We start from the raw sequence: 23,758 nt of genomic DNA on the forward strand, positions 1-23,758 counted from the left end.
CACGCCCCCGATGGGGTTCCCGGATCACCGCCCATGCCCGCCGACCCGCGCCCCACCGATCTGCACGCCCGCGTCGCCGCCGCCATCCTCGCTCAGATCGAGACCGCCGACCCCGCTTCCTGGACCCCGCCCTGGCACGGCGCCGACCCGATGCCGCGCAACGCCCGCACCGGCCGGCGCTACCGCGGCATCAACGTGCTGGCCCTTTGGTGCGTAGCCCAAGCCGAAGGCTACGCCGATGCGCGCTGGGCCACCTACCAGCAATGGGCCGCCCTCGGCGCGCAGGTCCGCAAGGCCGAGCGCGGCACGCTGGTGCTGTTCTACAAGGACCTGCCCCGCAGCGCCCGCACCGACACCGGCGACACCGACCCGCGCGACGGCGCCCCCTTCGTCGCCCGCGCCGCCCACGTCTTCAACGTCGCCCAGGTCGATGCCGCTCCTCCGACCGTGGACATCGCCACCCTCACGTCGCCAGCCGCACCGCTTCCGGCCTTCCACGCCTTCGTCACGGCCACCGGCGCGACGATCCGCGAGGGCGGCACCCGCGCCTGCTACGTCCCGGCCACAGACACGATCCACCTGCCGCCGCGGAGCGCGTTCCGAACGCCCGAAGGCTACGCCGGCACGCTCGCCCACGAACTCGTGCACTGGACCGGCGCCCCCCACCGCCTCGCCCGCGACCTCACTGGCCGCTTCGGCGCCCGCGCCTACGCCGCCGAGGAACTGACAGCTGAACTCGGCGCCGCCTTCGTGCTGGCAGACCTCGGCCTCGCGCGCACACCCCACCCCAACCACGCTGCCTACTGCGCATTCTGGGCCCCCCTGCTGCGGACGGACCCGCGCGCACTCAGTCACGCCGCCACCCAAGCCTCGCGGGCGGCCGACTACCTCACCGCCCTGCAGCCGGAGAGCCGAACCGCACAGGGGATGGAGAACGAGAAAAGCACAACCCCCGCACCGGCCCAGGGGCCGACACCGTTCCCAGATCGCACAGGCCGGCCATCGCACGCACAGGGCGAGCGCGCGGCCTGAGTGCTTCGTCCCCGTCTCTCGCCGCGCGCCCAACGTGGCACCCTCCCCGGACTCTACCTTCGTACCCTCTGCCAAAGCTTTGAATTCAAGAGGGCAGAAGCGCATGCGGGACATCGACGGCGGATGAACGGGGGCTCTGCAACGGGGTGCCCCGTGCGCTGTCGTCGGCAGGCTGGCTCTAGCGCTCTTCCTTGCCGCCGCTCCACTCTGCTGCTACACATTCTGTGGCGGTAGCGAGGCTAAGCGCCTGTAGCAGATCAGGTTTTCGTGTGGCGGTCCGGTGGATCCGTATCCACGTCCCCCAGCCACCTTATTCGCCAGGCATCGAGCGCTCGATTTTCAACTGGCTTGGCGGGCGGTTAGACAACCCGGCCCGCACGGTTGGACACTCCCCTCGCGCTTCCTGTGCTGCTCAACCAGCTTGGTCGCCAACCCCCGCTCAGCTTCGGCCCGAGGTCGGTTTCCCGCAAGTCATGCGCCGTCATGTCCTCGGTCTCCTGGCCGAGCATGTGGGCGATCGTGCGCGTGTCGAAATCGAGCCGGCACGTCTGCGTCGCCCCGGTGTGGCGCAGACCGTGGAAGGTGAGGCCGTCCGCCACCTGAGCAGATTTGCGTTGGCAGGCCAACGCTTCGCCCGCTCAGGTTCTTGTCTTGTCGCAGATTTTTGCCGCCGAACCAGTGTCCGACTCGGCGACATCTGCGTAGCCCGCGTCATCCGGTGTCCGGATCGGCCGGAAGAACGAGCGGTGAAGGCCGTTCTCTTTCCAGGACTGCCCACGGTTGTTGATCGGCAACCTCGCGGCGCAGGCTGGCGCGCGCAGCGAGGCCCCCCACCCGATCGCGCCGGGATCCGGTTCAACGTGCCGGCCGCTCGACGCTATCCGTCGCGCCCGGCGGCCAGCGCCTCGCCCCGGCCGTAGCCCGGGATTCCACCGAGCCGGTCGATGCCTCACGACGAGGCAATCGGATGGGGAATCGCGACTGTCGGGTCGCTCTGCAGGAGTTCCGCTCAGACGGTGCCGAGCCGCGCCCGCACCTCCTCCACCACCCGCTCCGGGGTGAGGCCGAAATGCCGGGCGAGATCGGCTTCCGCCCCCGAGGCGCCGAAGCCGCTCATGCCGACGAAGCCGCCCTCCTCGCCGAGATAGCGGTCCCAGCCGAGGCGCACCGCCGCCTCGATGCCGACCCGGACCGTGCCGGGCCCGAGCGTGGCGCGGCGATAGGCGGTGTCCTGGCGCTCGAACAGCTCCCAGGACGGCATCGAGACGACCGCCGTCGGGATGCCCTCCTCCTCCAGGCGGCGGCGCGCCTCGACGGCGAGCGCCACTTCCGAGCCGGTGGCGAGCAGCGTCACGCGGCGGGGGCCGGTGGCCTCCTCCAGCACGTAGGCGCCGCGGGCGGACAGGTTCTCGGACCCCGCCTGGCGCCGCACCGCCGGCAGGGCCTGGCGGGCGAAGATCAGCGAGGACGGGCCGGTGCGGGTCCGGAGCGCGATCTCCCAGCATTCCGCCGCCTCGACGGCGTCGGCCGGGCGCAGGACCAGCATGTTGGGAATGGCGCGCAAGGAGGCCAGGTACTCGACCGGCTGGTGGGTCGGCCCGTTGCGGCCGATGCCGACCGAATCGTGGCTGAACACGAACGGCACCGGCAGCCCCATCATGGCGGCGAGCCGCAGCACCGGGCGCAGGTAGTCGGAGAAGACCAGGTAGGTGACGCCGACCGGCACCACGCCGCCATGGGCGGCCATGCCGTTCATCATCGCCCCCATGGCGTGCTCGCGGATGCCGTAATGGACGTAGCGCCCGCCCTGGTCCTCGGCGGTGAAGGCCTTGAGCTTGCGCTTGTGCTGGGTCGCGCCCTCCAGGTCCGGCGCGCCGGAGAGGAGTTCCGGAATGGCGTCCGCGAGGCGGTCGACCAGCTCGCCCGAGAGCGCGATCCCGGATTGCGCCGTGCCCGCGCGGGCGGCCTCGTCGCGGAAGGCGCGCAGGGGCGCCTCCCAGCCCTCCGGCAGCTTGCCGTCGCGCAGGCGGTCGAGCAGGCGGCGGCGCTCCGGCGGCAGGGCGGCGACGCGGCGGGTCCAGGACTCGAATTCGGGCGCGTTGCGCTCGCCGGCCGCGCGCCAGGCGGCCCGGATCTCGTCCGGGATCTCGAAGGCGGGGTGGGGCCAGTTCAGCGCCTTGCGGGCGGCCTCGCTCAAAGAAGCCGGGATGCGGGCGGAGTGGGCGGCCCGGGTACCCTCGACGCCGGGCAGGCCGCGGCCGATCACCGTGGTGCAGCGGATCATCGAGGGGCGCGGATCGGCCTTGGCCAGCAGCAGGGCGGCCGAGACCGCCTCGATGTCGTGGCCGTCGACCTCCTGGACGTGCCAGTGGCTCAGGCGGAACCGTGCCGCCATGTCGTCGCTCAGCGCGAGGTCGATCGCGCCGTCGTCGGTCATCCGGTTGTCGTCCCAGAGGAAGGTGAGCTTCCCGAGACGCAGGTGGCCGGCGAGCGAGATCACCTCCTGGCCGACGCCCTCCTGGAGGCAGCCGTCGCCAACGAGCGCGTAGGTGCGGTGGTCGATGAGGTCGGGCCCGAGCCAGCGGTTCAGATAAGCCTCGGCCAGCGCCATGCCGGCGGCGTTGGCGATGCCCTGGCCGAGGGGGCCGGTGGTGGTCTCGATGCCGTGGGCGGGGGCGTATTCCGGATGGCCCTCGCAGGGGGAGCCGAGCTCGCGGAAGCGCTTGATGTCGTCGAGCCCGATCCCCGCATAGCCCGAGAGGTGGAGCAGCGAGTAGAGCAGCATCGAGCCGTGGCCGTTCGACTCGACGAAGCGGTCGCGGTCGAACCACAGGGGCTCGCGGGCCAGGAACTTGAGATGGCGGGTGAAGAGCGCCGTCACCGTGTCGGCGGCGCCGAGCGGCGTGCCCGGATGCCCCTCGCCCACCCGCTCGATGGCGTCGATGGACAGGAAGCGGATCGCATCCGCGAGCGCGCGCGGCTCGGTGCCGGTCATCTGGATTCCCTCCCGGGGATTGTCGGGTGCTCTTGAGGCACGATCACCCAACAATCGCCCGGGGCGGAACTCAAACGAGTTTTATCCGCGCCGAGATGAGCGGGATTCATCTCCCGCTCGATCCCGCGTCAGGCGGCGATCAGCCCGCCCATCCGGGCGACGCGGCCGAGATGGTGGTCGGCATCGCCGAACAGCTGGTCGATCATCGTGACCCGCTTGAAGTAGTGGCCGACGCTGTACTCCATGGTGACGCCGACGCCGCCATGCAGCTGCACCGCGCCCTGGCCGACGATGCGGCCGGAGCGGCCGATCTGGACCTTGGCTCCGGCGATGGCCCGGGCGCGCTCCTCGGCATCGTCCTCGCCCGCCATCATGGTGGCGAGGAAGGCCATCGAACGGGCCTGTTCGAGCGCGATGAACATCTCGGCGGCCCGGTGCTGGAGCACCTGGAACGAGCCGATCGTCACCCCGAACTGCTTGCGGGTCTTGAGGTACTCGACCGTCAGAGTGTGCATCCGGTCCATGGCGCCGACCGCCTCGGCGCAGAGTGCGGCGATCGCCTCGTCGGTCACCCGCTCGATCACCGGAAGCGCGCCTGCCGGGTCGCCGATCACCGCCTCCGCCCCGACGCGGACCGAGGACAGCGAGACTTCCGCCGCCCGTAACCCGTCCTGGGTCGGGTAGCCGCGGCGCGACACGCCCTCGGCATTCGCCTCGACCAGGAACAGCCCGATGCCGTCGCGGTCGCGCCGCGAGCCGGCGGTGCGGGCCGAAACGATCAGCCGGTCAGCACTGTCCCCGTGCAGGACCAGCGACTTCTCCCCCTCCAGCACCCACCCGTCGCCGTCGCGGCGCGCGGTGACGCCGACATCGTGGAGGTCGTAGCGGGCCTGGCGCTCACTGTGGGCGAAGGCGTAGCGGGTCTCGCCGGCGATGAGGCCGGGCAGCCATTCGGCCCGCTGCTCCGGGCTCGCGGCATGGCGCAGCACGCCGCCGGCGAGCACCACGGTCGCCAGATAGGGCTCCAGCGCCAGCGCGCCGCCGAACGCCTCCATGACGATCATCGTCTCGACCGGCCCGCCGCCGATGCCGCCATCCTCCTCCGAGAACGGCACCGCGAGCAGGCCCTGCTCGGCGTAAGCCGCCCACATCGCCTTGGCGAAGCCCTCGGTCTCACGGCCGTAGCGCTTGCGGGATTCGAAGTCGTAGCGGTCGGTCAGCAGCCGCTCGACGCTGTCCTTGAGGAGGCGCTGCTCCTCGCTCAGATCGAAATCCATCGGGTCGTTTCCGTTCTCGCCGGCGCCTCGGCGCGGCTGCGTATCTTCATCCCACCCGCGACCTCATCCTGAGGTGCGAGCGACAGCGAGCCTCGAAGGAGGGCTCCAGATGTCTCGGTGGTCCCTGGATCCCTCCTTCGAGGTCAGTCCATCTGCGATGGACTGACACCTCAGGATGAGGTCGAGGGTTGGATCTCAAAGTCCCAAAATCGCCTTCGCGATGATGTTCTTCTGGATCTCGTTCGAGCCGCCGTAGATCGAGATCTTGCGCCAATTGAAGTAGGTCGGCGCGGCCGGCCCCGCCCAGTCGGGCCCGACCGGCGGCTCGTTGCTCAAGGGCTCGTCGCCCTCGTCTTCCGAGACGTAAGGCAGGGCGTAGGGGCCGACGACCTCCAGCAGCAATTCGGTCGTCGCCTGCTGGATCTCCGAGCCCTTGATCTTGAGGATCGAGGAGGCCGGATCGGGCTTGCCCTTCTCCCGGGTGCGTTCGGCGGCCACCACCCGCAGCTGGGTCATCTCCAGCGCTTTCAGCTCGATCTCGAGCGCCGCCAGCTTCTCGCGGAAACGCGGGTTCTCCAGGATCGGGGTGTCGCCGATCCGCTCGATCGCCGCCAGCTCCTTCAGGCGCCGGATGCGCTGCTTGGAGACGCCGACCCGGGCGATGTTGGTGCGCTCGTTGCCGAGCAGGAACTTGGCGTAGTCCCAGCCCTTGTTCTCCTGGCCGACCAGGTTCTCGACCGGCACCTTGACGTCGTCGAAGAAGACCTCGTTGACCTCGTGGCCGCCGTCGATGGTCTGGATCGGCCGCACGGTGATGCCCGGCGTCTTCATGTCGATGAGGAGGAAGCTGATGCCCTCCTGCTTCTTCACGGTGGCATCGGTGCGCACCAGGCAGAAGATCCAGTCGGCGTACTGGCCGAGCGTGGTCCAGGTCTTCTGGCCGTTGACGATGTAATGGTCGCCCTCGCGCACCGCCTTGGTCTTGAGCGAGGCGAGGTCGGAGCCCGAGCCCGGCTCGGAGAAGCCCTGGCACCACCAGTCGTCGATGTTGGCGATGCGGGGCAGGAAGTGCTTCTTCTGCGCCTCGTTGCCGAACTGCGCGATCACCGGCCCGACCATGTAGACGCCGAACTGAAGCGGCGACGGGGCCGGGAAGCTCTGGAGTTCATCCAGGAAGATGTACTGGCGCACCGGGTCCCAGCCGGTGCCGCCCCACTCGACGGGCCAGTTCGGCACCGCCCAGCCCTTCTTGTTGAGGATCTTCTGCCAGGTGACGATGTCGTCCTTCGACGGGTGGCGCCCGTCGATCATCTTCTGGCGGATCTCCTGCGGCAGGTTCTCTTGGAAGAAGGTGCGGACTTCCTGGCGGAAGGCGCGCTCCTCGGGGGTGAAGCGAAGGTCCATGGGGTGCCTCCTGGAGGGTTTGTTGTCTTGAAGAGGTCGGCGCGACGCCGAACCCTCCCCCCTCTGCGGGGGAGGGTGGACCCTGCGTGAGCAGGGGCCGGGAGAGGGGCAGCGCGACGCTGATCCAGGGGGCGTCCGTCAGAACGGTGCCGCCATATCCGGAAGCGGCGTCCCCTCTCCCGCCCCGCATCCGCGGGGCACCCTCCCCCGCAGAGGGGGGGGGAGGGTTCAGACGCGCTACAGGTCCTTGAAGCCCTTGCCCTCGGCCGCCAGTCTTTCCAGCAAGGCCGACGGCTTGAACGCCTCGCCGTACTCGGCCTCGTAGGCGCGCAGGCGCTCCAGCACCTTGGGCAGGCCGATCGTGTCGGCCCAGAACATCGGGCCGCCGCGATAGACCGGCCAGCCATAGCCGTTGATCCACACGATATCGATGTCCGAGGCCCGGATCGCCTTGCCCTCTTCGAGGATCTTCGCGCCCTCGTTGATCATCGGGTAGAGGGTGCGTTCCAGGATCTCCTGGTCGGTCGCCGCCTTCCGCTTCACGCCCTGGCGCTCGGCGACACGCGCGATGATCTCTTCGGTGACCGTGGAGGGCGTCGCCTTGCGCTTGGCGTCGTAGTCGTAGAAGCCGGCGCTGGTCTTCTGGCCGCGGCGATCCTGCTCGCAGAGGAGGTCGCGCACGCTCTCCGACTTGTTGGTCTCCCGGCTCCAGCCGATATCGAGGCCGGCGAGGTCGCTCATCGTGAACGGGCCCATCGGCAGGCCGAACTCGTAGACCACCCGGTCGACGTCCCAGGGGGTGACGCCCTCCAGGATCAGGCGATTGGCCTCGCGCTGGCGCTCGGCCAGCATCCGGTTGCCGACGAAGCCGTGGCAGACGCCGACCAGCACCGGGATCTTGCCGACCTTGCGGCCGATCTGCATCGCGGTGGCGATGACGTCCTTGGCGGTCTTCTCGCCGCGCACGACTTCCAGCAGGCGCATGACGTTGGCCGGCGAGAAGAAGTGCATGCCGATCACGTCGGCCGGCCGGTTCGTCATCGCCGCGATGGCATCGATGTCGAGATAGGAGGTGTTCGAGGCCAGGATCGCACCGGGCTTCGCGATGGTGTCGAGCTTGGAGAAGATCTCCTTCTTGATGCCCATATCCTCGAACACGGCCTCGATGATGAGGTCGCATTCCGCGAGCTTTTCGAGCTCCAGGGTGTCGGTGAGGAGGCCCATCCGGGTCTCGACGTCCTCGGGCTTGAGGCGGCCCTTCTTGGCGGTGTTCTCGTAGTTGGTGCGGATGGTCTTGAGGCCGCGGTCGAGCGCCTCGCGCTTCGTCTCGACGATCGTCACCGGGATGCCGGCGTTCAAAAAATTCATCGAGATGCCGCCGCCCATCGTGCCGGCGCCGATCACGCCGACGCGGGCGATCGGGCGGGCGGGCGTGTCGTCCGGCACGTCCGGGATCTTGGCGGCCTGGCGCTCGGCGAAGAACACGTAGCGCTGCGCCGCCGACTGGGTGCCGGAAACGAGTTTCTGGAATTCCGCCCGCTCGAAGGCCAGCCCCTCGTCGAAGGGCAGCCGGCAGGCGGCCTCGATGCAGGCGATGCAGGCCTCCGGCGCCTCGAAGCCGCGGGTCTTGCGGGCATTTTCTTCGCGGAATTCCGAGAACAGGCCCGGATTCTCGCGCCCCTCGGCGATCTTGTCGTCGCGGTCGCGGATCTTCAGGAGCGGCCGGCCTTCCGCCACCACCCGCTCGGCGAAGGCGATGGCGTGGGCGCGAAGCCCGTCCTCCGGTGCCAATTCGTCGATGAGCCCCATCGCGGCCGCCGCCTTGGCGCCGATCGGCGAGCCGCCGACGATGACGTCGAGGGCCTTGCGCGGCCCGACCACCCGCGGCAAGCGCTGGGTGCCGCCAGCCCCCGGCAGGATGCCGAGCTTGACCTCCGGCAGGCCGACCTTGGCCGAGGGCACCGCGACCCGGTAATGGCAGGCGAGCGCGGTCTCGAGCCCGCCGCCGAGCGCGTTGCCGTGGATCGCCGCGACGACCGGCTTGCCCACCGCCTCGATGCGGTTGAGGAGGTCGGGCAGGCCGATGCCCGATTGCGGCTTGCCGAACTCGGTGATGTCGGCCCCGGCCGAGAACATCCGGCCGCCGCCGATCAGGACGATCGCCGTCACGGCGGGATCGGCCTCCGCAGCCTCGACCGCCGCCAGGAGGCCCTGGCGGAGCGCGGTGCCGAGCGCGTTGACCGGGCCGGATTGCAGCGTCAGCACCGCGACCGCGCCCTCGCGGGCGGTCGAGACGACGTTGTCGTTGGTCGGCGTACCTTGGGCGTTGGAAGCTTGCGCCATATCCCAAAAAATCCCTCTGCCGGTCTCCTCCGGGCGCCTCTTGGCGGGCGCCGTCGCGAAGCCGGGATGGTGGCAGGTTCAGTAGATCTCGAACAGGCCCGCGGCACCCATGCCGCCGCCGACGCACATCGTCACCACGCCGTACCTGGCGCCGCGGCGGCGGCCTTCCAGCAGGATGTGCCCGGTCATCCGCGCGCCCGACATGCCGTAGGGGTGCCCGATCGAGATCGCGCCGCCATTGACGTTCAGGCGCTCGTCCGGGATGCCGAGTTTATCGCGGCAATAGAGCACCTGGCTGGCGAAGGCCTCGTTCAGCTCCCAGAGATCGATGTCCTCGACCTTAAGACCGTGCTGCTTGAGGAGCTTGGGCACCGCGAAGACCGGGCCGATGCCCATCTCGTCCGGATTGCAGCCAGCCACCGCCATGCCGCGATAGGCGCCGAGCGGTTGCAGGCCGCGGCGCTCGGCCTCGCGCGCCTCCATCAGCACGACCACCGCCGCGCCGTCGGAGAGCTGGCTGGCATTGCCGGCGGTGATGAACCGGCCTTCCTTGATCCGCAGGCCGTCCTTGAAGACGGGCTTGAGGCCCTGGAGGTCTTCGAGCTTGGTCTGGGGCCGGTTGCCCTCGTCCTGGGCGAGCGTCACGTCCTTGTGCGAGACCGCGCCGGTCGCCTTGTCGACGACCGCCATGCGGGCGTCCATCGGCACGATCTCGTCGGCGAACTTGTTCTCGGCCTGCGCCCGGGCGGTGCGCTGCTGCGATTGCAGCGCGTAGGCGTCCTGCGCCTCGCGGCTGATGCCGTAGCGCTGCGCCACCGTCTCGGCGGTCTCGATCATCGTCATGTAGATCGCCGGGACATGCTCGACGAGCCACGGATCCTGGCCGCGGAAGCGGTTGACCTTGTCGTTCTGGACGAGCGAGATCGATTCGAGCCCGCCGCCCACCGCGACGGCGAGCCCGTCGGTGATGATCTCCTTCGCCGCGGTGGCGATCGCCATCAGGCCCGAGGCGCATTGCCGGTCGAGGCTCATGCCCGCCACCGTCTCGGGCAGGCCCGCCCGGAGCGCCGCCTGGCGGGCGATGTTGCCGCCGGTCGAGCCCTGCTGGAGGGCTGCGCCCATCACCACGTCGCCGATCTCGGCCGGGTCGATGCCCGCGCGTTGCACGGCATGCGCGATGGCGTGGCCGCCGAGCGCCTGTCCTTGCGTGTCGTTGAACGCGCCCCGATAGGCCTTGCCGATGGGGGTGCGCGCGGTGGCGACGATGACGGCTTCCCGCATCTCGGTTCCTCCGATGGTCCCGCCGCCGCTCTTCACGGCAGCGTGGGGTTCTGCCTCATTATCGGGGATTGGGTATGGTGCCGCAAGGGCCCCGAAACCGGGACCTGAACGAGGGGTAAGTCCCGCGTTCGTCCCTCCCCGTGGCCGCGTTTTCGAAAAGGCGGCTTGCTTAATCGTCATACGGGGCTAAGGTCGGCGCAAAAGCAAGGCCTGTTTTGGCAAAGGCCCACCCGGGAGGACGCCCCATGCAGACGCCGCTCTTCGATCTGACCGGCCGCGTCGCCATCGTCACCGGCTCGTCCCGCGGCATCGGCCGGGCCATCGCCGAGCGCCTGGCCGAGCACGGCGCGAAGGTCGTCATCTCCTCGCGCAAGGCCGAGGCCTGCGCGCCCGTGGCCGAGGCGATCAATGCCCGTCACGGCGAGGAGCGCGCCGTCGTGATCCCCGCCAGCATCTCGTCGAAGAGCGACCTGGAACGGCTCGCCAAGGGCACCGAGGACCGGTTCGGCCGCATCGACACGGTGGTCTGCAACGCCGCCTCGAACCCGTATTACGGGCCGATGAGCGGCATCTCGGACGACCAGTTCCGCAAGATCCTCGACAACAACGTGATCGCCAGCCACTGGCTGATCGGCTTCTGCGCCCCCGGCATGATCGCCCGCAGGGACGGGTCGATCATCCTGGTCTCGTCGGTGGGGGGCCTGAAGGGCTCGGGCGTGATCGGCGCCTACAACGTCTCGAAGGCGGCCGATTTCCAGCTCGCCCGCAACCTCGCGGTGGAGCTGGGACCGCACAACGTGCGGGTCAACTGCATCGCGCCCGGCCTGATCCAGACCGACTTCGCCCGCGCCCTGTGGGAGGACCCGAAGTCCCGCGCCGCCTACACGGCGCGCACGCCGCTCGCCCGCATCGGCCAGCCCGACGAGATCGCCGGGGCGGCGGTCTTCCTCGCGAGCCCGGCCGGGGCCTTCATGACCGGCCAGAGCATCGTGATCGACGGCGGCCAGACCATCACCTGAGCGCTCGTCCCCTCCTGCATCGCCCGAGAATCCCCCGATCACGAGCCCGCCGATGACCGCGCCGCCCATGACCGCGCCGCTCTGGCCCGCCCTCTCCTTCGCCGAGGCGACGGCCCGGCTGACCGCGCCCGGATCGCCCTTCGCCGTCGCCGAGACCCCGATCCGCGGCGTGCCGACCCGGATCTGGGCCAACGCGCCGCTGACCCTGCGCGACGTCTTCGTCGCCGGGCGGGCGCACGGCCAAAAGACCTTCCTGGTCTACGAGGACGAGCGCGCGACCTTCGAGGCGTTCGGCCGCGCCACCCTGGCGCTCGCCGCCGACCTGATCCGCGGCGGGGTCCGGCCCGGCGACCGGGTGGCGGTGGCGATGCGCAACCTGCCGGAATGGCCGGTGGCGTTCTTCGCCGCGATCCTGGCCGGCGCGGTCGTCACGCCGCTCAACGCCTGGTGGACCGGCCCCGAGCTCGATCACGGATTCCTGGATTCCGGCGCGTCCGTCGCCATCGTCGACGAGGAGCGCTGGGCCCGCATCGGCGAGCGCCGCGCCGCCTACCCGGCCCTCGCGCGGGTGCTCCTCGCCCGCGCGCCCGCCGCGCCCGGCACCGAGAGCCTGGCCGACATCATCGGCCCGGTCGCCGGCTGGGCCGGGCTGCCGGAGGGAACGCTGCCGGAGGTCGCGGTCGGCCCCGAGGACGTCGCCACCCTGTTCTACACCTCCGGCACCACCGGCCGCTCGAAGGGCGCGATCGGCACCCAGCGGGCCGGCGCCTGCGGGGTGATGGCGCATCCGTTCTCGGCGGCGCGGGCCTTCCTGCGCCGGGGCGAGCCGGTGCCGGTGCCCGACCCGGCCGCGCCCCAGAAGGTCTCCCTTCTGTCGATCCCGCTCTTCCACGTCACCGGCTGCTTCGCCACCCTGGTGCCGACCCTGTTTCGCGGCGGGCGCCTGGTGATGATGCGGCGCTGGGACCTCGCCCGCGCCATGGCGCTGATCGAGCGCGAGCGCTGCACCAGCGCCGGCGGCGTGCCGACGATCGCCTTCCAGCTCCTCGACGGGATGGCGGCCGGCACCCACGACCTCTCCTCCCTGGAGACGATCAGCTATGGCGGCGCCCCGGCCCCGGCCGAGCTGGTGCGGCGCCTGCGCGCCGCCTTCCCGAAGGCGCAGCCCGCCACCGGCTGGGGCATGACCGAGACCTCCGGCACCTTCACCCACCACCAGGGCGAGGATTACGTCCACCGCCCCGACAGCTGCGGCCCGCCGCTGCCGGTCTGCGAGGCCCGGGTGGCGGATCCGGACGGCACCACCCTGCCCGCCGGCGAGGTCGGCGAATTGTGGGTCAAGGGCCCGAACGTGGTGGCGGGCTACTGGAACCGGCCCGACGCCGATGCCGAGGTGATGCGCGAGGGCTGGCTGCGCACCGGCGACCTGGCGCGGATCGACGCCGAGGGCTTCGTCACCATCGTCGACCGGGCCAAGGACATGCTGATCCGCGGCGGCGAGAACATCTATTGCGGCGAGGTCGAGAGCGTCCTCTACGAGCACCCGGCGGTGGTCGACGCCGCCCTCGTCGGCATCCCGCATCCGACGCTCGGCGAGGAGCCCGGCGCCGTGGTGGCGATCGCCCGCGGCGCGGAGGCCAGCGAGGAGGAACTGCGCGCCTTCGTGGCCGCCCGCCTCGCCTCGTTCAAGGTGCCGGTCCGCGTTCTGCTCCACGACGAGATCCTGCCGCGCAACCCGAATGGCAAGATCCTGAAGGGCGAGCTGAAGAAGCTGTTCTGACCCATGCCGCCACGTGATGACGATGCCTTGACGGGGTGCCGGGAGATGCGCGGCGTCTCGTGAGCCACTCCCCTGTCCCGGATGACTGACGCGATAGCGCAAGGAGATCCGGGATCCAGGGGAGAAATGCCGCGAAGCGGCTCCGTATCCTGCAAGGTTGCCGTCATGCTGGCTTCTTGCGCTGGTTCCCGGATCTCCTTGCGCTATCGCGTCAGTCGTCCGGGAAAGGGAAGCGCGCGACGCCGTCAGGTGTCGTGCGGCTCCGCTGTCGCGACCTCGGAACGACAGCGGGGCTCTCGATCCCGTCGGTCGGTTCGAACAACCTCAGAACCTCCACGTCCGCCTCAGCCGATATAGGCCCCCGCCCCCTCGAACGTCACCCCGGCGAAATCTCCCCGGCGCCAGCGCAGGCGGACCTCGACCGTGCGCAGCTCGTGGGCGGCGATGACGAGCGGGAAGGTCTCCGGCAGGGCGATGCGGGCCGGGACGCGCAGCCTCGCACCGGCGGCGGAGAGGTCGGCGATCTCGCAGGTCACGAGGCGGTCGGGGCCGAGCACGATCCGTCCCTGCTGGATCACGCGGTGGCGCCGGCCCGCGCGGGGAATGGGCGCGTCGCCGCGACCGTCGTCGGGGCCCGGTCCGTGGGGTCCGGGGCGATCGGTCTCCGGTCGGTCGGCCATGGTCTCCCCGCATCCGGGCCGCGCTGCCCGCCCGTCACGCTTACGGCGTTCCGGCCGGCGCGCAAGCCCGGGACGGGCCCGCGCGGCGGCGTTAACCGATCATAAAGCCTGTTCCTTCATCTCTCGTTAGCCATCAACCATCCGATCGATCCCGGCCATGCCCGCAGCCCCGGCCAAACCACGACATCCCGCCCTCGCGCGGCCCGCCTCGCCCCCGGCGAGCCCGATCGCGGGCCTGATCGCCCGCCGCCGGGCCCGGGAGGCGGCGACCGAGCGGGGCGTGTTCGGGGCCGCCATCCTGCTGGCGCTGACCGCGACCGGATTCGCCGGCTACACGCTGTCCCAGCCGGTGCGCCCCTACGACGTGCGGGAGGTGCTGCCCGCGACCGCCGGGCCGTTCACCTGGAAGCGGATCGCGGCGCCGGCCCCTCAGCCCGAGATCGACCTCGATCCCCTGATCACCGGCTCGCTGCCGGACGTGCCGCCCCCGGCTCCGTCCGCCCCCGCGCCGGCGCAGGGCCTCGTCGTGCAGGCCGCCCCGCCGCAAGCCGGCTTCGTGCTGCGCCGCGCCGCCGCCGGCCAGGCGGTGGTCGAGGGACGCGACGGCCTGCATCAGGTCGCCGTCGGCTCGGTCCTGCCGGGGGGCGGCCGCGTGCTGTCGATCCGCAGCACCGGCGCCGGCTGGATCGTCATCACCACCGAGACCATCATCGGGCCGACCCCGCTGTGAACGCGATGCGGCAAGATTCGACGCGGCAAGATTCGATGCGGCGAGTCTCGACGCGTCAAGCCGCGGCCGGGCTGCAAGCCCCGAGCAAGCGTGGCCACCTAGAGCGGAGGCCTCATCGGGGCTTCGTGCCGCAGCGGCCGGCCGCCCCGTCCCACCGGGCCGACGGGCCGGAGCGCTGATCCGTGACGACTCTCACGAGCTACATGCTGCTGTCGCGCAATCTTGCGACCTCGATGCAGCGCAAGGGCGCGGAGCCGATCGTGGCCCGCGACACCGCCTATTACCAGGCCAATATCGGCAAGGTGAAGTCGATCGACGACTTCATGGCCGACAGCCGGCTCTACAACTACGCCGTCAAGGCCTTCGGCCTCGAGGACATGGGCTACGCCAAGGCGTTCATGCGCAAGGTGCTGACCGAAGGCACGGATTCGTCCGCGGCCTTCGCCAACCGTCTCGCCGACGACCGCTACGTCGCCTTCGCCAAGGCCTTCGACTTCGCGCCTGGCCCCTCCGCCGCCGGCACCGACGGAGTGTTCGCGGAAGGCCAGGATCCGGTCCCGGCGGTCGCCGCCCGGCTCTCCCTGCCGGGAACGCTCGCCACGAGCTACGATTTCTCCGGCACCAACGAGGCGCGCTTCACGCTCTCGTCGCAGGTCGACGCGGGAACGACGAAGTCCGCCACGATCGTCCTCAACCGGGCCGCCCTCGCCGGCAAGGTCGCCGACCTCGCCAACGTCACCCCGACCGAGCTCGGCCAGGCGATCAGCGCCCAGATCGGCGCCTCGGGCGCCGACGGGCTGATGGGCAAGGTGCAGGTCGGCATCGGGGTCAACGGCAACCTGTTCTTCGAATCCACCGGCTACACCGATTACGGCTTCGACGGGGCGCCGGGCGGCGACGGCGTGAACGCCGACACGATCTACGCCGCGGGCGGCACCGTCCGCACCCTGAGCGTCACCAACGCGCCTCTGTCCGGCACCGGCCAGAATGCGGTCGATATCGGCAACGGCACCGACCTGCCGCCGAGCGCCAACGTCCAGGCGGTGGTCGACGCCTACCTGCAGCAGAGCCTCGAATCGGATGCCGGTGCCCAGGATACCGGCGTGCGCCTCGCCCTGTACTTCGCCCGCAAGGCGCCGGGCCTCAACACCGGCTACGACATCCTGAGCGACCCCGCCCTGACCCAGGTCGTCAACACGGTGATCGGCCTGCCGGCGACGAGCAGCGCCACCACCTCCGACGCCCTGACGGTGCGGGCGAACCTCATCTCCTCGAAGGTCGACTTCGCGAGCTTCCAGGACCCGGCCAAGGTCGAGGCCTTCGCCCGCCGCTTCGCGGCGATCTGGGACGCGCAGAACAACACCGCCACGGATCCGATCCTGGCCCTGTTCAGCAACGGGCAGGGGTGAGGCGGCGATGCAGAACAGCCTCTACGTCAACCTGTCGGCCCAGGTCGCCCTCGACAAGCGCCTGACGACCACCGCCAACAACGTCGCCAACATGTCGACGGCGGGCTACCGGGCCGAGGAGACGAAGTTCTCGGCCCTCCTCGCCCAGGCGACCAAGGGCGCGGTGGCCTTCGTCGGCACCGGCGACACCTACCTGTCGCGGGCCTCCGGCCCGATCACCAAGACCGACTCGCCCCTCGACGTCGCGCTGCAGGGCGATGCCTGGCTCGCCATCGGCGGCCAGTCCGGCCCCGCCTATACCCGCGACGGGCGCCTGACGATGGACGCCACCGGCCAGCTGCGCAACCTCACCGGCCAGCCGGTGCTCGATCCCGGCGGCTCGCCGCTGCTCCTCGACCCGCAGCAGGGTCCCCCGACCATCGGGCGCGACGGCAGCATCTTCCAGGGCACCAACCAGGTCGGGGCGCTCGGCGTCTTCATCCTCGACAAGAAGGCGACGCTGACCCGGGCGCCCAACAACGCCGTGACCTCCAGCCTGCCCGCGCGGCCGGTCCAGGACTTCACCGGCATCGGAGTCGTCCAGGGCTACGTCGAGGGCTCGAACGTCAACCCGATCATGGAGATGACGAAGCTCATCACCATCCAGCGCGCCTTCGAGAGCGCCGCCACCGCGACCGCGGAAGCCGAATCCTCTCTCCAGAGCGCCGTGAAGTCGCTCTCGCCGCAGGGCAGCTAGGATGGCCGATCCGCTCGCGCGCCTCGCCGAGACGATGGCGGCCGCCCGCCGGGACGGCGCCCTGGTGCGGATCGGCGGTCCGATCCGCGAGGTCACCGCCAGCGCCTGCCGGATCGGCGGCGTCTCGCCCTTCGTGCGCCTGGGCGACCGCATGGCCTTCGAGGCCGGCGGCCGGGAGCAGGTCGGCGAGATCGTCCGGGTCGACGCCGAGGGCGCGACGCTGAAGGCCTACGAGAGCCGGATCGAGGCCGGGATCGGCACGCTCGCCCGGCGCCTCGGCCCGGCAGAGCTGCGGCCGGACCCGAGCTGGAAGGGCCGGGTGATCGACGCCCTCGGCCGTCCGGTGGACGGGGCCGGGCCCCTCGTTCCGGGCGAGCGCGCGAGCCCCCTCGACGCCGACCCGCCGGCCGCCCTCGGCCGCGCCCGGGTGCGCGCGCCGCTACGCACCGGGGTCCGGGCGCTCGACCTCTTCACCCCGCTCTGCGCCGGCCAGCGCATCGGCATCTTCGCCGGCTCCGGCGTCGGCAAGTCGACGCTTCTCGCGATGCTGGCCGGCGCCGCCGGCTTCGACAGCGTCGTGGTCGCCCTGGTGGGCGAGCGCGGGCGCGAGGTGCGCGAGTTCCTGGAGGGCGCGCTGGCGCCGAGCCGCGCCCGCGCCGTCGTGGTGGTCTCGACCGGCGACGAGAGCCCGATGATGCGCCGCCAGGCCCCGAAGGTGGCGCTCGCGGTGGCCGAATCCTTCCGCGACCGCGGCGAATCGGTGCTCCTGATCGTCGATTCGGTGACCCGCTACGCCCACGCCGCCCGGGACGTGGCGCTGGCGGCCGGCGAGCCGGCAGTGGCCCGCGGCTACCCGCCGAGCGTCTTCTCCGACCTGCCGCGCCTGCTCGAACGGGCGGGTCCGGGGCTCGAGGGCCGCGGCACCATCACGGGGGTGTTCTCGGTGCTGGTCGATGGCGACGACCACAACGATCCCGTGGCCGACAGCATCCGCGGCACGCTCGACGGCCACGTCGTCCTCGACCGGGCCATCGCCGAGCAGGGCCGCTACCCGGCGGTCGACCTCCTCGGCTCGATCTCGCGGCTCGCCACCGAGGTCTGGACGCCCGAGCAGCGCGACCTGATCCGCAAGCTCCGGGCGATGATGGCCCGGTTCGAGGAGACCCGGGACCTGCGCCTGATGGGCGGCTACCGGGCCGGCACCGATGCCGAGCTCGACCAGGCGATCGGCCTCGTGCCGCGGATCTACGACGCCCTGCGCCAGGACCCGTCCCAGCCGGCGAGCCAGGACGCGTTCCTCGAACTCGCCCAGTCGCTGCGGGGCTGACGCGCGATGGCGATCCGTCTCCCGCGCCGCCCGGCGCTCCCCTCCAGGCTCCTCTCCAAGCCCCGCGCAAGCCTGTGCGGGTCTATTCCGGCCGAAACCCTGCCGCAGGCCGCTCCCCCGCCTGCGCGCGACCGCAAGAACCCCGCCGCCCGGCACGCCCGGTCCCGCATCCTGACGAACGAGGTCCCGCAATGAGTCTCATCGGCGTGCTCCGCTCCGGCGTCTCCGGCATGAACGCCCAGTCGAACCGCATCTCGACGGTGGCGGAGAACATCCAGAATTCCGGCACGACGGGCTACAAGCGCAGCTCGGCGGAGTTCTCGTCGCTGCTGATCGCCGACAGCGCCGGCGGCAACTACAACTCGGGCTCGGTCGAGACCAAGGTGCGCCGCGCGGTGACCGAGGGCGGCACCCTCAACGCCACGACCTCGAAGTCCGACCTCGCGATCGACGGCAACGGCTTCTTCGTCGTCAAGGACCCGTCCGGCGCGCCCTACCTGACCCGGGCCGGCAACTTCAAGGTCGACGGCGTCACCGGCAACTTCTCCAACGCGGCCGGCATGACCCTGATGGGCTACAGCCTGCTCGACGGCGAGCCCAACCCGACGCTCAACAGCGTCGCCGACATGGTGCCGATCAACCTCTCGTCGGTCAGCACCCGGGCGACCCCGACCACCGAGGCCAGCCTGTCGGGCAAGCTGCCCCTCGACGCGGACGTCGCGGCCGCCGGCCAGTACTCGAAGAAGTACTCGCTCGTGACCTACGACAAGCTCGGCAAGGCCCAGACCCTCGACGTCTACCTGTCGAAGAACACCGGCGGCACCTGGACCGCCTCGATCTACAACGCCGCCACCGACCCGACCCCGGCCGGCTCCACCCCGGCCCTGCCGAGCGGCACCCGCCTCGCGGCCGCGACGCTCAGCTTCGACGCCCAGGGCCGACTCGCGGATGCGGGCGGCGCGAAGTCGATCACCCTCAACACCGCCCCAGGCAACAAGGGCGAGAACATCACCCTCGACTTCTCGGGCCTGAACCAGCTCGCCGGCGACTACAGCGTCGACGGCAAGGCCGACGGCAAGGCGCCGGCCGCGGTGACCGGCACCGAGTTCGGCGCCGACGGCACCGTCTACGCCTCCTTCGAGGACGGCACGCGGCTGGCCGCCTTCAAGGTGCCGCTCGCCACCGTGAAGAGCCCGGACAACCTCCAGCCCCGCTCCGGCAACGTCTACCAGGTCAGCGTCGATTCCGGCGACATCCAGGTCGGCTTCGCCAACCAGAACGGCCGGGGCGGCATCAAGTCCGGCGCCCTCGAGCAGTCGAACGTCGACGTCAGCACCGAGCTGACCGCGATGATCGAGTCGCAGTCGGTCTACACCGCCAACTCCAAGGTGTTCACGACCGGCAACGAGATGCTCGACACCCTGATGAACCTGAAGCGGTAGCCGGTACGGCCACCGGGAGCTGACAGATGGGCCTCTCGCTCGCACTCGACTCGGCACGATCGGCGCTCCTCGCGACGTCGAGCCAGATCGCCGCCTCCGCGCGCAACACCGCGGGGGCGAACGATCCCGGCTACTCGCGCAAGGTCGTCAGCCTGGTGAGCGGGGTCGGGGGGACCACCGTCGTCGTCACCCGGGCGAGCGACGCCGCCCTGTTCATGCGCAAGCTCGCGGCGTCCTCGGGCGCCGCCGAGCGGCAGGCGCTCCTCGACGGCATCACCGCCCTGTCGAAGACGGTGGGCGACACCAGCGATGCGGGCTCGCCGGCCGCCCGGCTCGGCGCCCTCAACGCGGCGCTCCAGGCTGCCGCCAACCGCCCGGACGACGCCAACCTCGCCCGGGCCGCGGTCGAGAGCGCCCGCGACCTCGCGGCGAGCCTCAACGCCGCGGCCTCGGCCGTGGAGCAGGTCCGGTCCCAGGCCGACCAGGGCATGGCGGACTCGGTCTCGCGGATCAACGACCTGCTCGGCCAGTTCGAGACGGCCAACCGGGCGGTGATGCGCGGCACCGCCGCGGGCCAGGACATCAGCGACAGCCTCGACGCGCGCGACCGGATCCTGTCGCAGCTCTCCGAGGAGGTCGGCATCACCGTCTCCGACCGGTCCGGCGGCGACATGGCGATCTACACCGACAGCGGCGTGCCGCTCTACGAGCGCGGTGCCCGCACGGTGAGCTTTTCGCCGCGCGCCGGCTTCCCGTCGGGCACCCAAGGGGCCGCCGTCATGGTCGACGGGGTGCCGGTCACCGGCAGCACCTCGCCGATGCGGATCGCGAGCGGCAAGCTCGCCGGCTTCGCGACCCTGCGCGACGAGACGGCCGTCGCCTATCAGGGCCAGCTCGACGCCATCGCGGGGGCGCTCGTCGACACGTTCCAGGAGGCGGACACCCGCGCCGCCACCGATCCGGCCTATGTCGGGCCGCTGGCCGGCCTGTTCACCGCCGGGTCCGGTGCGGCGCTGCCGGTCTCGCAGACCGGGCTGGCGAGCCGCATCGCCCTCAACGCCGCGGTCGATCCGCAGGCGGGCGGGACCGTGACGCTCCTGCGCGACGGCGGCATGAACGGCAGCGCCTACAGGGCCAACCCGTCGACGGATGCGAGCTATTCCGGGCGCCTGCGCGCGCTGACCGGCGGGCTGTCCGCGGCGCGCAGCTTCGATCCCGGCCCGTCCCTGCGCGAGACGACGACGCTCGCGGGCTTCGCGGCCGATTCCGCCGGCTGGCTCGAGGCGAGCCGCAAGGCCGCCTCGACCGACGCCGACTACCAGAAGACCCTGCTCGGCCGGGCCACCGAGGCCCTGTCGAACGTCGCCGGCGTCAACGGCGACGACGAGACCGCGCAGATCCTGCAGCTCCAACGCTCCTACACCGCCTCGGCCAAGATCCTGACCATGGTGGACGACCTGCTGAAGACCCTCTTCGCCGCGGTGCGGTGAGGCGGTTTCGCGGCGATCCAGAGACAGAGCCCTGCCAGCCATGATGACCACGAGCTACATCTCCAGTCTCAGCCTGTGGAACGTGCCCCGCAGCGCGTCGGGCCGGCTCCAAGCCGAGATCGCGAATGCCACCAAGGAGATCGCCGACGGGCGCTACGCCGATATCGGCCTCTCCCTCGGCGGCCAGGTCGGCCGCAGCCTCTCCCTGCGCCAGGGCGCGGCGGAGATCGCCGCCCTCAAGGACGGCAACGGCCTCACCGCTTCGCGCCTGAGCGCGACCCAGGCCAACCTGCAGCAGATGCAGAAGGCGGCCGACGCCCGGCTCGCCACCCTGACCGGGCTGCCGGCCGACCAGCGCGTCGCCGCGATGGCGGCCTCGGCCGACGACACGCTGGCGACGCTCACCAGCCTCCTCAACGCCTCGTCGAACGGCCAGTCGCTGTTCTCCGGCACCAATACCGGGGTCAGCCCGATCCGCGACGGTGCGGCGGCTGCCGCCAAGACCAATGCGGTCGCGGCGTTCCAGACCGCCTTCGGCTTCCCGCCGTCGGATGCCCGCACCTCCGACCTCACGGCCGCGCAGATCCAGGGCTTCCTCGAAGGTACGGTCGCGGCCCAGTTCGCCGACCCGAACTGGGGCACGACCTGGTCGCAGGCCTCCTCGACCGCCATCACCAGCCGGATTTCCCTCACCGAGACCGTCACCACCTCGGTCGGCGCCAACGAGACGGCGTTCCGCCAGCTCGCCGAGGCCGCCCTGGTGTCCTCGCTCGGCATGACCGGCCTCTCGGCCGAGGCCCAGGCGGTGGTCTCCAACCGGGCGATGAGCCTCCTGAGCAAGGGCAGCGCCGGGCTGGTCTCGCTCCAGGCCGATCTCGGCCGCGTCCAGGCCCGGATCACCGACGCCAACACCCGGCTCGACGCCCAGTCCGCCCTCGTCGCCAAGGAGATCGCCGGCCTGGAGGCCGTGGACCCGGCCGAGGCCAAGACCCGGCTCAACGCCGCGACGACCCAGCTTCAGATGTCGTACTCGCTGACCGCGCAGCTCCAGGGCCTGTCCCTGCTGAAATACATCTCGTAGCGCGCGACCCCGCCGCGCCACGCCGACCACACGCGCTGACACACACGAGGCATCGGCTCGATGTACCGCTTTTCCTATTCCGAGATCCTGGAGGACGCCCCGGAGGTCGGCCGCGACCGCGAGCGCGCCGCCTTCGACCGGGCCCTCACCCTCCTGCGCGACGTCGAGGCCCGCGGCCTGTCCGGGCCGGAGCGGACCGCGGCCGTGGGTTTCGTGCAGGAGCTCTGGAACGTCCTGATCGCCGACCTGCTCGAACCCGAGAACGCCCTGCCCGCCTCCCTGCGCGCCGACCTGGTGCAGATCGGCGCCTGGACGATGCAGGAGGCCGGCGCGGTCCTGCGCTCGCCCGAGCGCAGCCTCGCGGCGCTGATCGAGGTGAACACCTCGATCCGCGACGGGCTGCGGTGAGCCGCGCCATGCGCCTGTCGCTGCGAGCCGGGGAACGGATCTACATCAACGGCGCCGTGCTGCGGGTCGACCGCAAGGTGGCGATCGAGCTCATGAACGACGCCACCTTCCTGCTGGAGAGCCACGTCCTCCAGGCCGAGGAGGCGACGACGCCGCTGCGCCAGCTCTACTTCGCGGCCCAGACCCTCTTGATCGAGCCCGCCAAGGCGCAGGCCGCGCGGGCGCTCTACGACGGGGTCCGGGACGGCCTGCTCGCGGCCACCGGCGAGCCGGCCCTGCGCGAGGGGCTGGCCTCGGCCGACGCCCTGGTGGCGGCCGGGCGCCTGTTCGAGGCCCTCAAGATGATCCGCGGGCTCTACCCCCTGGAGGCCGCCCTGATGACCGCCGACCCGGCCGCCCTCGCCGATGCCGCGCCGCCCGCCGCCGCGGTCCCGGTGCCGGTTCTCGGCGCCCTCGGCCGCCGCCCCCGCGGGGTCGAGCGTCCCCGCGAGCGGCCGCAGCGCCGGCCGCCGGCCGCGCCCCGCCTCGCCGCCGCGGCCCTGCCCGCCCTCGACCCGGAAGCCTGACCATGACCGTCGCCAGCACAACCAGCGCCACCTCGGGCGTGACCGCGACCGGCGCGACCACGACCGCCGCGGCCGCCGCCAAGGCGACCAGCTCGGTCGCCGCCTCGATGAACTCGGACACCTTCCTGACGCTGCTGGTGGCGCAGCTCAAGAACCAGGATCCGACGAAGCCGATGGACTCGACGCAGTATGTCGGCGAGCTCGCGACCTTCTCGCAGGTCGAGCAGGCGACGAAGACCAACCAGAAGCTCGATTCGCTGCTGGCCTCGAGCTTCCTCGACCAGGCCGATTCGGTCATCGGGCGCACCCTCACCTCGGCCGACGGCACCGTGACCGGCACCGTCCAGTCGGTGAAGGTGACGGCCGACGGGGTCCAGGCGCGGCTCACCAGCGGCGCCGACGTGCTGCTGACCTCCGGCATCACGATCCAGTAGGATGCCGCGACAGGCATCCGTGAGCGGCACCCCATGACCGGCATTCCATGAACGAGGTCGACGCCCTCGAGCTCGTCCGGGCCGCGATCTGGACCGTCATCGTCGCCGCGGGTCCCGCGGTCGGCGCCGCGATGCTGGTCGGCATCGCGGTGGCCCTCTTGCAGGCGCTGACCCAGATCCAGGAGGTCACCCTGACCTTCGTGCCGAAGATCGTGGTGATCCTGCTCGTCCTCCTCGTCACCGGCACCTTCATCGGCGGCCAGATCTACGCCTTCGCCGAGGCCGCCTACGGGCGCATCGCGACCGGCTTCTAGAGACCGGGGC

Annotated in this window: 20 protein-coding genes; 14 read left to right on the forward strand and 6 right to left on the reverse strand. The window is 71.2% G+C overall.

Annotated elements, in window-relative coordinates:
• The first annotated feature begins 33 nt into the window (after positions 1 to 33).
• Positions 34 to 1,032, forward strand: coding sequence for an ArdC family protein (locus tag miv_RS24085; protein ID WP_207179341.1), 999 nt, complete (start codon positions 34 to 36; stop codon positions 1,030 to 1,032).
• 1,009 nt (positions 1,033 to 2,041) lie between these two features.
• Here miv_RS24085 and miv_RS24090 read toward each other — a convergent pair.
• From miv_RS24090 to miv_RS24110, 5 genes are all read right to left on the reverse strand, one after another.
• Entirely contained in the window at positions 2,042 to 4,027 is a 1,986-nt protein-coding gene (locus tag miv_RS24090; RefSeq protein ID WP_207179342.1) for a transketolase family protein, read from the reverse strand.
• A 128-nt stretch (positions 4,028 to 4,155) separates the two neighbouring features.
• A complete protein-coding gene (locus miv_RS24095) occupies positions 4,156 to 5,304 on the reverse strand; it encodes an acyl-CoA dehydrogenase family protein (RefSeq protein ID WP_207179343.1) in 1,149 nt (382 codons plus the stop codon).
• Positions 5,305 to 5,499: 195 nt separating this feature from the next.
• A complete protein-coding gene (pimC, locus tag miv_RS24100; protein WP_207179344.1) occupies positions 5,500 to 6,708 on the reverse strand; it encodes a pimeloyl-CoA dehydrogenase large subunit in 1,209 nt (402 codons plus the stop codon).
• 237 nt (positions 6,709 to 6,945) lie between these two features.
• A complete protein-coding gene (locus tag miv_RS24105) occupies positions 6,946 to 9,051 on the reverse strand; it encodes a 3-hydroxyacyl-CoA dehydrogenase NAD-binding domain-containing protein (protein ID WP_207179346.1) in 2,106 nt (701 codons plus the stop codon).
• Between the two features lie 78 nt (positions 9,052 to 9,129).
• Positions 9,130 to 10,332 (reverse strand): acetyl-CoA C-acyltransferase, encoded by a 1,203-nt coding sequence (locus miv_RS24110; RefSeq protein ID WP_207179347.1) that lies wholly within the window; start codon positions 10,330 to 10,332, stop codon positions 9,130 to 9,132.
• Between the two features lie 245 nt (positions 10,333 to 10,577).
• Between miv_RS24110 and miv_RS24115 the strand changes: the two genes are divergently transcribed.
• Both miv_RS24115 and miv_RS24120 read left to right on the forward strand, forming a co-directional pair.
• A complete protein-coding gene (locus miv_RS24115) occupies positions 10,578 to 11,351 on the forward strand; it encodes an SDR family oxidoreductase (RefSeq protein ID WP_207179348.1) in 774 nt (257 codons plus the stop codon).
• A gap of 52 nt (positions 11,352 to 11,403) precedes the next feature.
• The gene (locus tag miv_RS24120) at positions 11,404 to 13,131 is read left to right on the forward strand and encodes a class I adenylate-forming enzyme family protein (protein WP_207179349.1); all 1,728 of its coding nucleotides are present in this window, start codon (positions 11,404 to 11,406) and stop codon (positions 13,129 to 13,131) included.
• A 344-nt stretch (positions 13,132 to 13,475) separates the two neighbouring features.
• Here miv_RS24120 and miv_RS24125 read toward each other — a convergent pair whose 3' ends face one another.
• Entirely contained in the window at positions 13,476 to 13,811 is a 336-nt protein-coding gene (locus miv_RS24125; protein ID WP_207179350.1) for a PilZ domain-containing protein, read from the reverse strand.
• Positions 13,812 to 13,968: 157 nt separating this feature from the next.
• On the opposite strand from miv_RS24125, the gene miv_RS24130 reads away from it, so the two are divergent.
• The 11 genes from miv_RS24130 (at position 13,969) to miv_RS24180 (ending at position 23,748) form a co-directional block, all read left to right on the forward strand.
• Positions 13,969 to 14,541: a hypothetical protein gene (locus tag miv_RS24130; RefSeq protein WP_048427706.1), complete on the forward strand. Its 573-nt coding sequence runs from the start codon at positions 13,969 to 13,971 to the stop codon at positions 14,539 to 14,541.
• A 182-nt stretch (positions 14,542 to 14,723) separates the two neighbouring features.
• Positions 14,724 to 15,950 (forward strand): DUF1217 domain-containing protein, encoded by a 1,227-nt coding sequence (locus miv_RS24135; RefSeq protein WP_244748682.1) that lies wholly within the window; start codon positions 14,724 to 14,726, stop codon positions 15,948 to 15,950.
• A 7-nt stretch (positions 15,951 to 15,957) separates the two neighbouring features.
• Positions 15,958 to 16,686: a flagellar basal-body rod protein FlgF gene (flgF, locus tag miv_RS24140; protein ID WP_048427708.1), complete on the forward strand. Its 729-nt coding sequence runs from the start codon at positions 15,958 to 15,960 to the stop codon at positions 16,684 to 16,686.
• A gap of 1 nt (position 16,687) precedes the next feature.
• Entirely contained in the window at positions 16,688 to 18,013 is a 1,326-nt protein-coding gene (fliI, locus tag miv_RS24145; protein WP_207179351.1) for a flagellar protein export ATPase FliI, read from the forward strand.
• A gap of 191 nt (positions 18,014 to 18,204) precedes the next feature.
• The gene (locus miv_RS24150; RefSeq protein WP_048427710.1) at positions 18,205 to 19,455 is read left to right on the forward strand and encodes a flagellar hook protein FlgE; all 1,251 of its coding nucleotides are present in this window, start codon (positions 18,205 to 18,207) and stop codon (positions 19,453 to 19,455) included.
• A gap of 26 nt (positions 19,456 to 19,481) precedes the next feature.
• A complete protein-coding gene (flgK, locus tag miv_RS24155) occupies positions 19,482 to 20,945 on the forward strand; it encodes a flagellar hook-associated protein FlgK (protein ID WP_207179352.1) in 1,464 nt (487 codons plus the stop codon).
• A gap of 40 nt (positions 20,946 to 20,985) precedes the next feature.
• Complete coding sequence (locus miv_RS24160) at positions 20,986 to 22,026, forward strand: flagellar hook-associated family protein (protein WP_048427712.1); 1,041 nt, start codon at positions 20,986 to 20,988, stop codon at positions 22,024 to 22,026.
• A 60-nt stretch (positions 22,027 to 22,086) separates the two neighbouring features.
• On the forward strand, positions 22,087 to 22,434 hold the full coding sequence (gene flaF / locus miv_RS24165) for a flagellar biosynthesis regulator FlaF (RefSeq protein ID WP_048427713.1): 348 nt from the start codon (positions 22,087 to 22,089) through the stop codon (positions 22,432 to 22,434).
• Positions 22,435 to 22,442: 8 nt separating this feature from the next.
• Positions 22,443 to 23,000, forward strand: coding sequence for a flagellar biosynthesis repressor FlbT (flbT, locus tag miv_RS24170; RefSeq protein WP_082171659.1), 558 nt, complete (start codon positions 22,443 to 22,445; stop codon positions 22,998 to 23,000).
• Between the two features lie 2 nt (positions 23,001 to 23,002).
• Complete coding sequence (flgD, locus tag miv_RS24175; protein ID WP_207179353.1) at positions 23,003 to 23,434, forward strand: flagellar hook assembly protein FlgD; 432 nt, start codon at positions 23,003 to 23,005, stop codon at positions 23,432 to 23,434.
• Positions 23,435 to 23,481: 47 nt separating this feature from the next.
• Positions 23,482 to 23,748 (forward strand): flagellar biosynthetic protein FliQ, encoded by a 267-nt coding sequence (locus tag miv_RS24180; RefSeq protein WP_048427715.1) that lies wholly within the window; start codon positions 23,482 to 23,484, stop codon positions 23,746 to 23,748.
• The last annotated feature ends 10 nt before the right edge of the window (positions 23,749 to 23,758 follow it).

The sequence above is a fragment of the Methylobacterium indicum genome (assembly GCF_017347565.1).
GTDB classification, from domain to species: Bacteria; Pseudomonadota; Alphaproteobacteria; order Rhizobiales; family Beijerinckiaceae; genus Methylobacterium; species Methylobacterium indicum.

Coding starts and splice junctions, on each gene's coding strand:
- miv_RS24085 (WP_207179341.1), top strand. CDS start 34: ATGCCCGCCGACCCGCGCCCCACCGATCTGCACGCCCGCGTCGCCGCC.
- miv_RS24090 (WP_207179342.1), bottom strand. CDS start 4,027: ATGACCGGCACCGAGCCGCGCGCGCTCGCGGATGCGATCCGCTTCCTG.
- miv_RS24095 (WP_207179343.1), bottom strand. CDS start 5,304: ATGGATTTCGATCTGAGCGAGGAGCAGCGCCTCCTCAAGGACAGCGTC.
- pimC (WP_207179344.1), bottom strand. CDS start 6,708: ATGGACCTTCGCTTCACCCCCGAGGAGCGCGCCTTCCGCCAGGAAGTC.
- miv_RS24105 (WP_207179346.1), bottom strand. CDS start 9,051: ATGGCGCAAGCTTCCAACGCCCAAGGTACGCCGACCAACGACAACGTC.
- miv_RS24110 (WP_207179347.1), bottom strand. CDS start 10,332: ATGCGGGAAGCCGTCATCGTCGCCACCGCGCGCACCCCCATCGGCAAG.
- miv_RS24115 (WP_207179348.1), top strand. CDS start 10,578: ATGCAGACGCCGCTCTTCGATCTGACCGGCCGCGTCGCCATCGTCACC.
- miv_RS24120 (WP_207179349.1), top strand. CDS start 11,404: ATGACCGCGCCGCCCATGACCGCGCCGCTCTGGCCCGCCCTCTCCTTC.
- miv_RS24125 (WP_207179350.1), bottom strand. CDS start 13,811: ATGGCCGACCGACCGGAGACCGATCGCCCCGGACCCCACGGACCGGGC.
- miv_RS24130 (WP_048427706.1), top strand. CDS start 13,969: ATGCCCGCAGCCCCGGCCAAACCACGACATCCCGCCCTCGCGCGGCCC.
- flgF (WP_048427708.1), top strand. CDS start 15,958: ATGCAGAACAGCCTCTACGTCAACCTGTCGGCCCAGGTCGCCCTCGAC.
- fliI (WP_207179351.1), top strand. CDS start 16,688: ATGGCCGATCCGCTCGCGCGCCTCGCCGAGACGATGGCGGCCGCCCGC.
- miv_RS24150 (WP_048427710.1), top strand. CDS start 18,205: ATGAGTCTCATCGGCGTGCTCCGCTCCGGCGTCTCCGGCATGAACGCC.
- flgK (WP_207179352.1), top strand. CDS start 19,482: ATGGGCCTCTCGCTCGCACTCGACTCGGCACGATCGGCGCTCCTCGCG.
- miv_RS24160 (WP_048427712.1), top strand. CDS start 20,986: ATGATGACCACGAGCTACATCTCCAGTCTCAGCCTGTGGAACGTGCCC.
- flaF (WP_048427713.1), top strand. CDS start 22,087: ATGTACCGCTTTTCCTATTCCGAGATCCTGGAGGACGCCCCGGAGGTC.
- flbT (WP_082171659.1), top strand. CDS start 22,443: ATGCGCCTGTCGCTGCGAGCCGGGGAACGGATCTACATCAACGGCGCC.
- flgD (WP_207179353.1), top strand. CDS start 23,003: ATGACCGTCGCCAGCACAACCAGCGCCACCTCGGGCGTGACCGCGACC.
- miv_RS24180 (WP_048427715.1), top strand. CDS start 23,482: ATGAACGAGGTCGACGCCCTCGAGCTCGTCCGGGCCGCGATCTGGACC.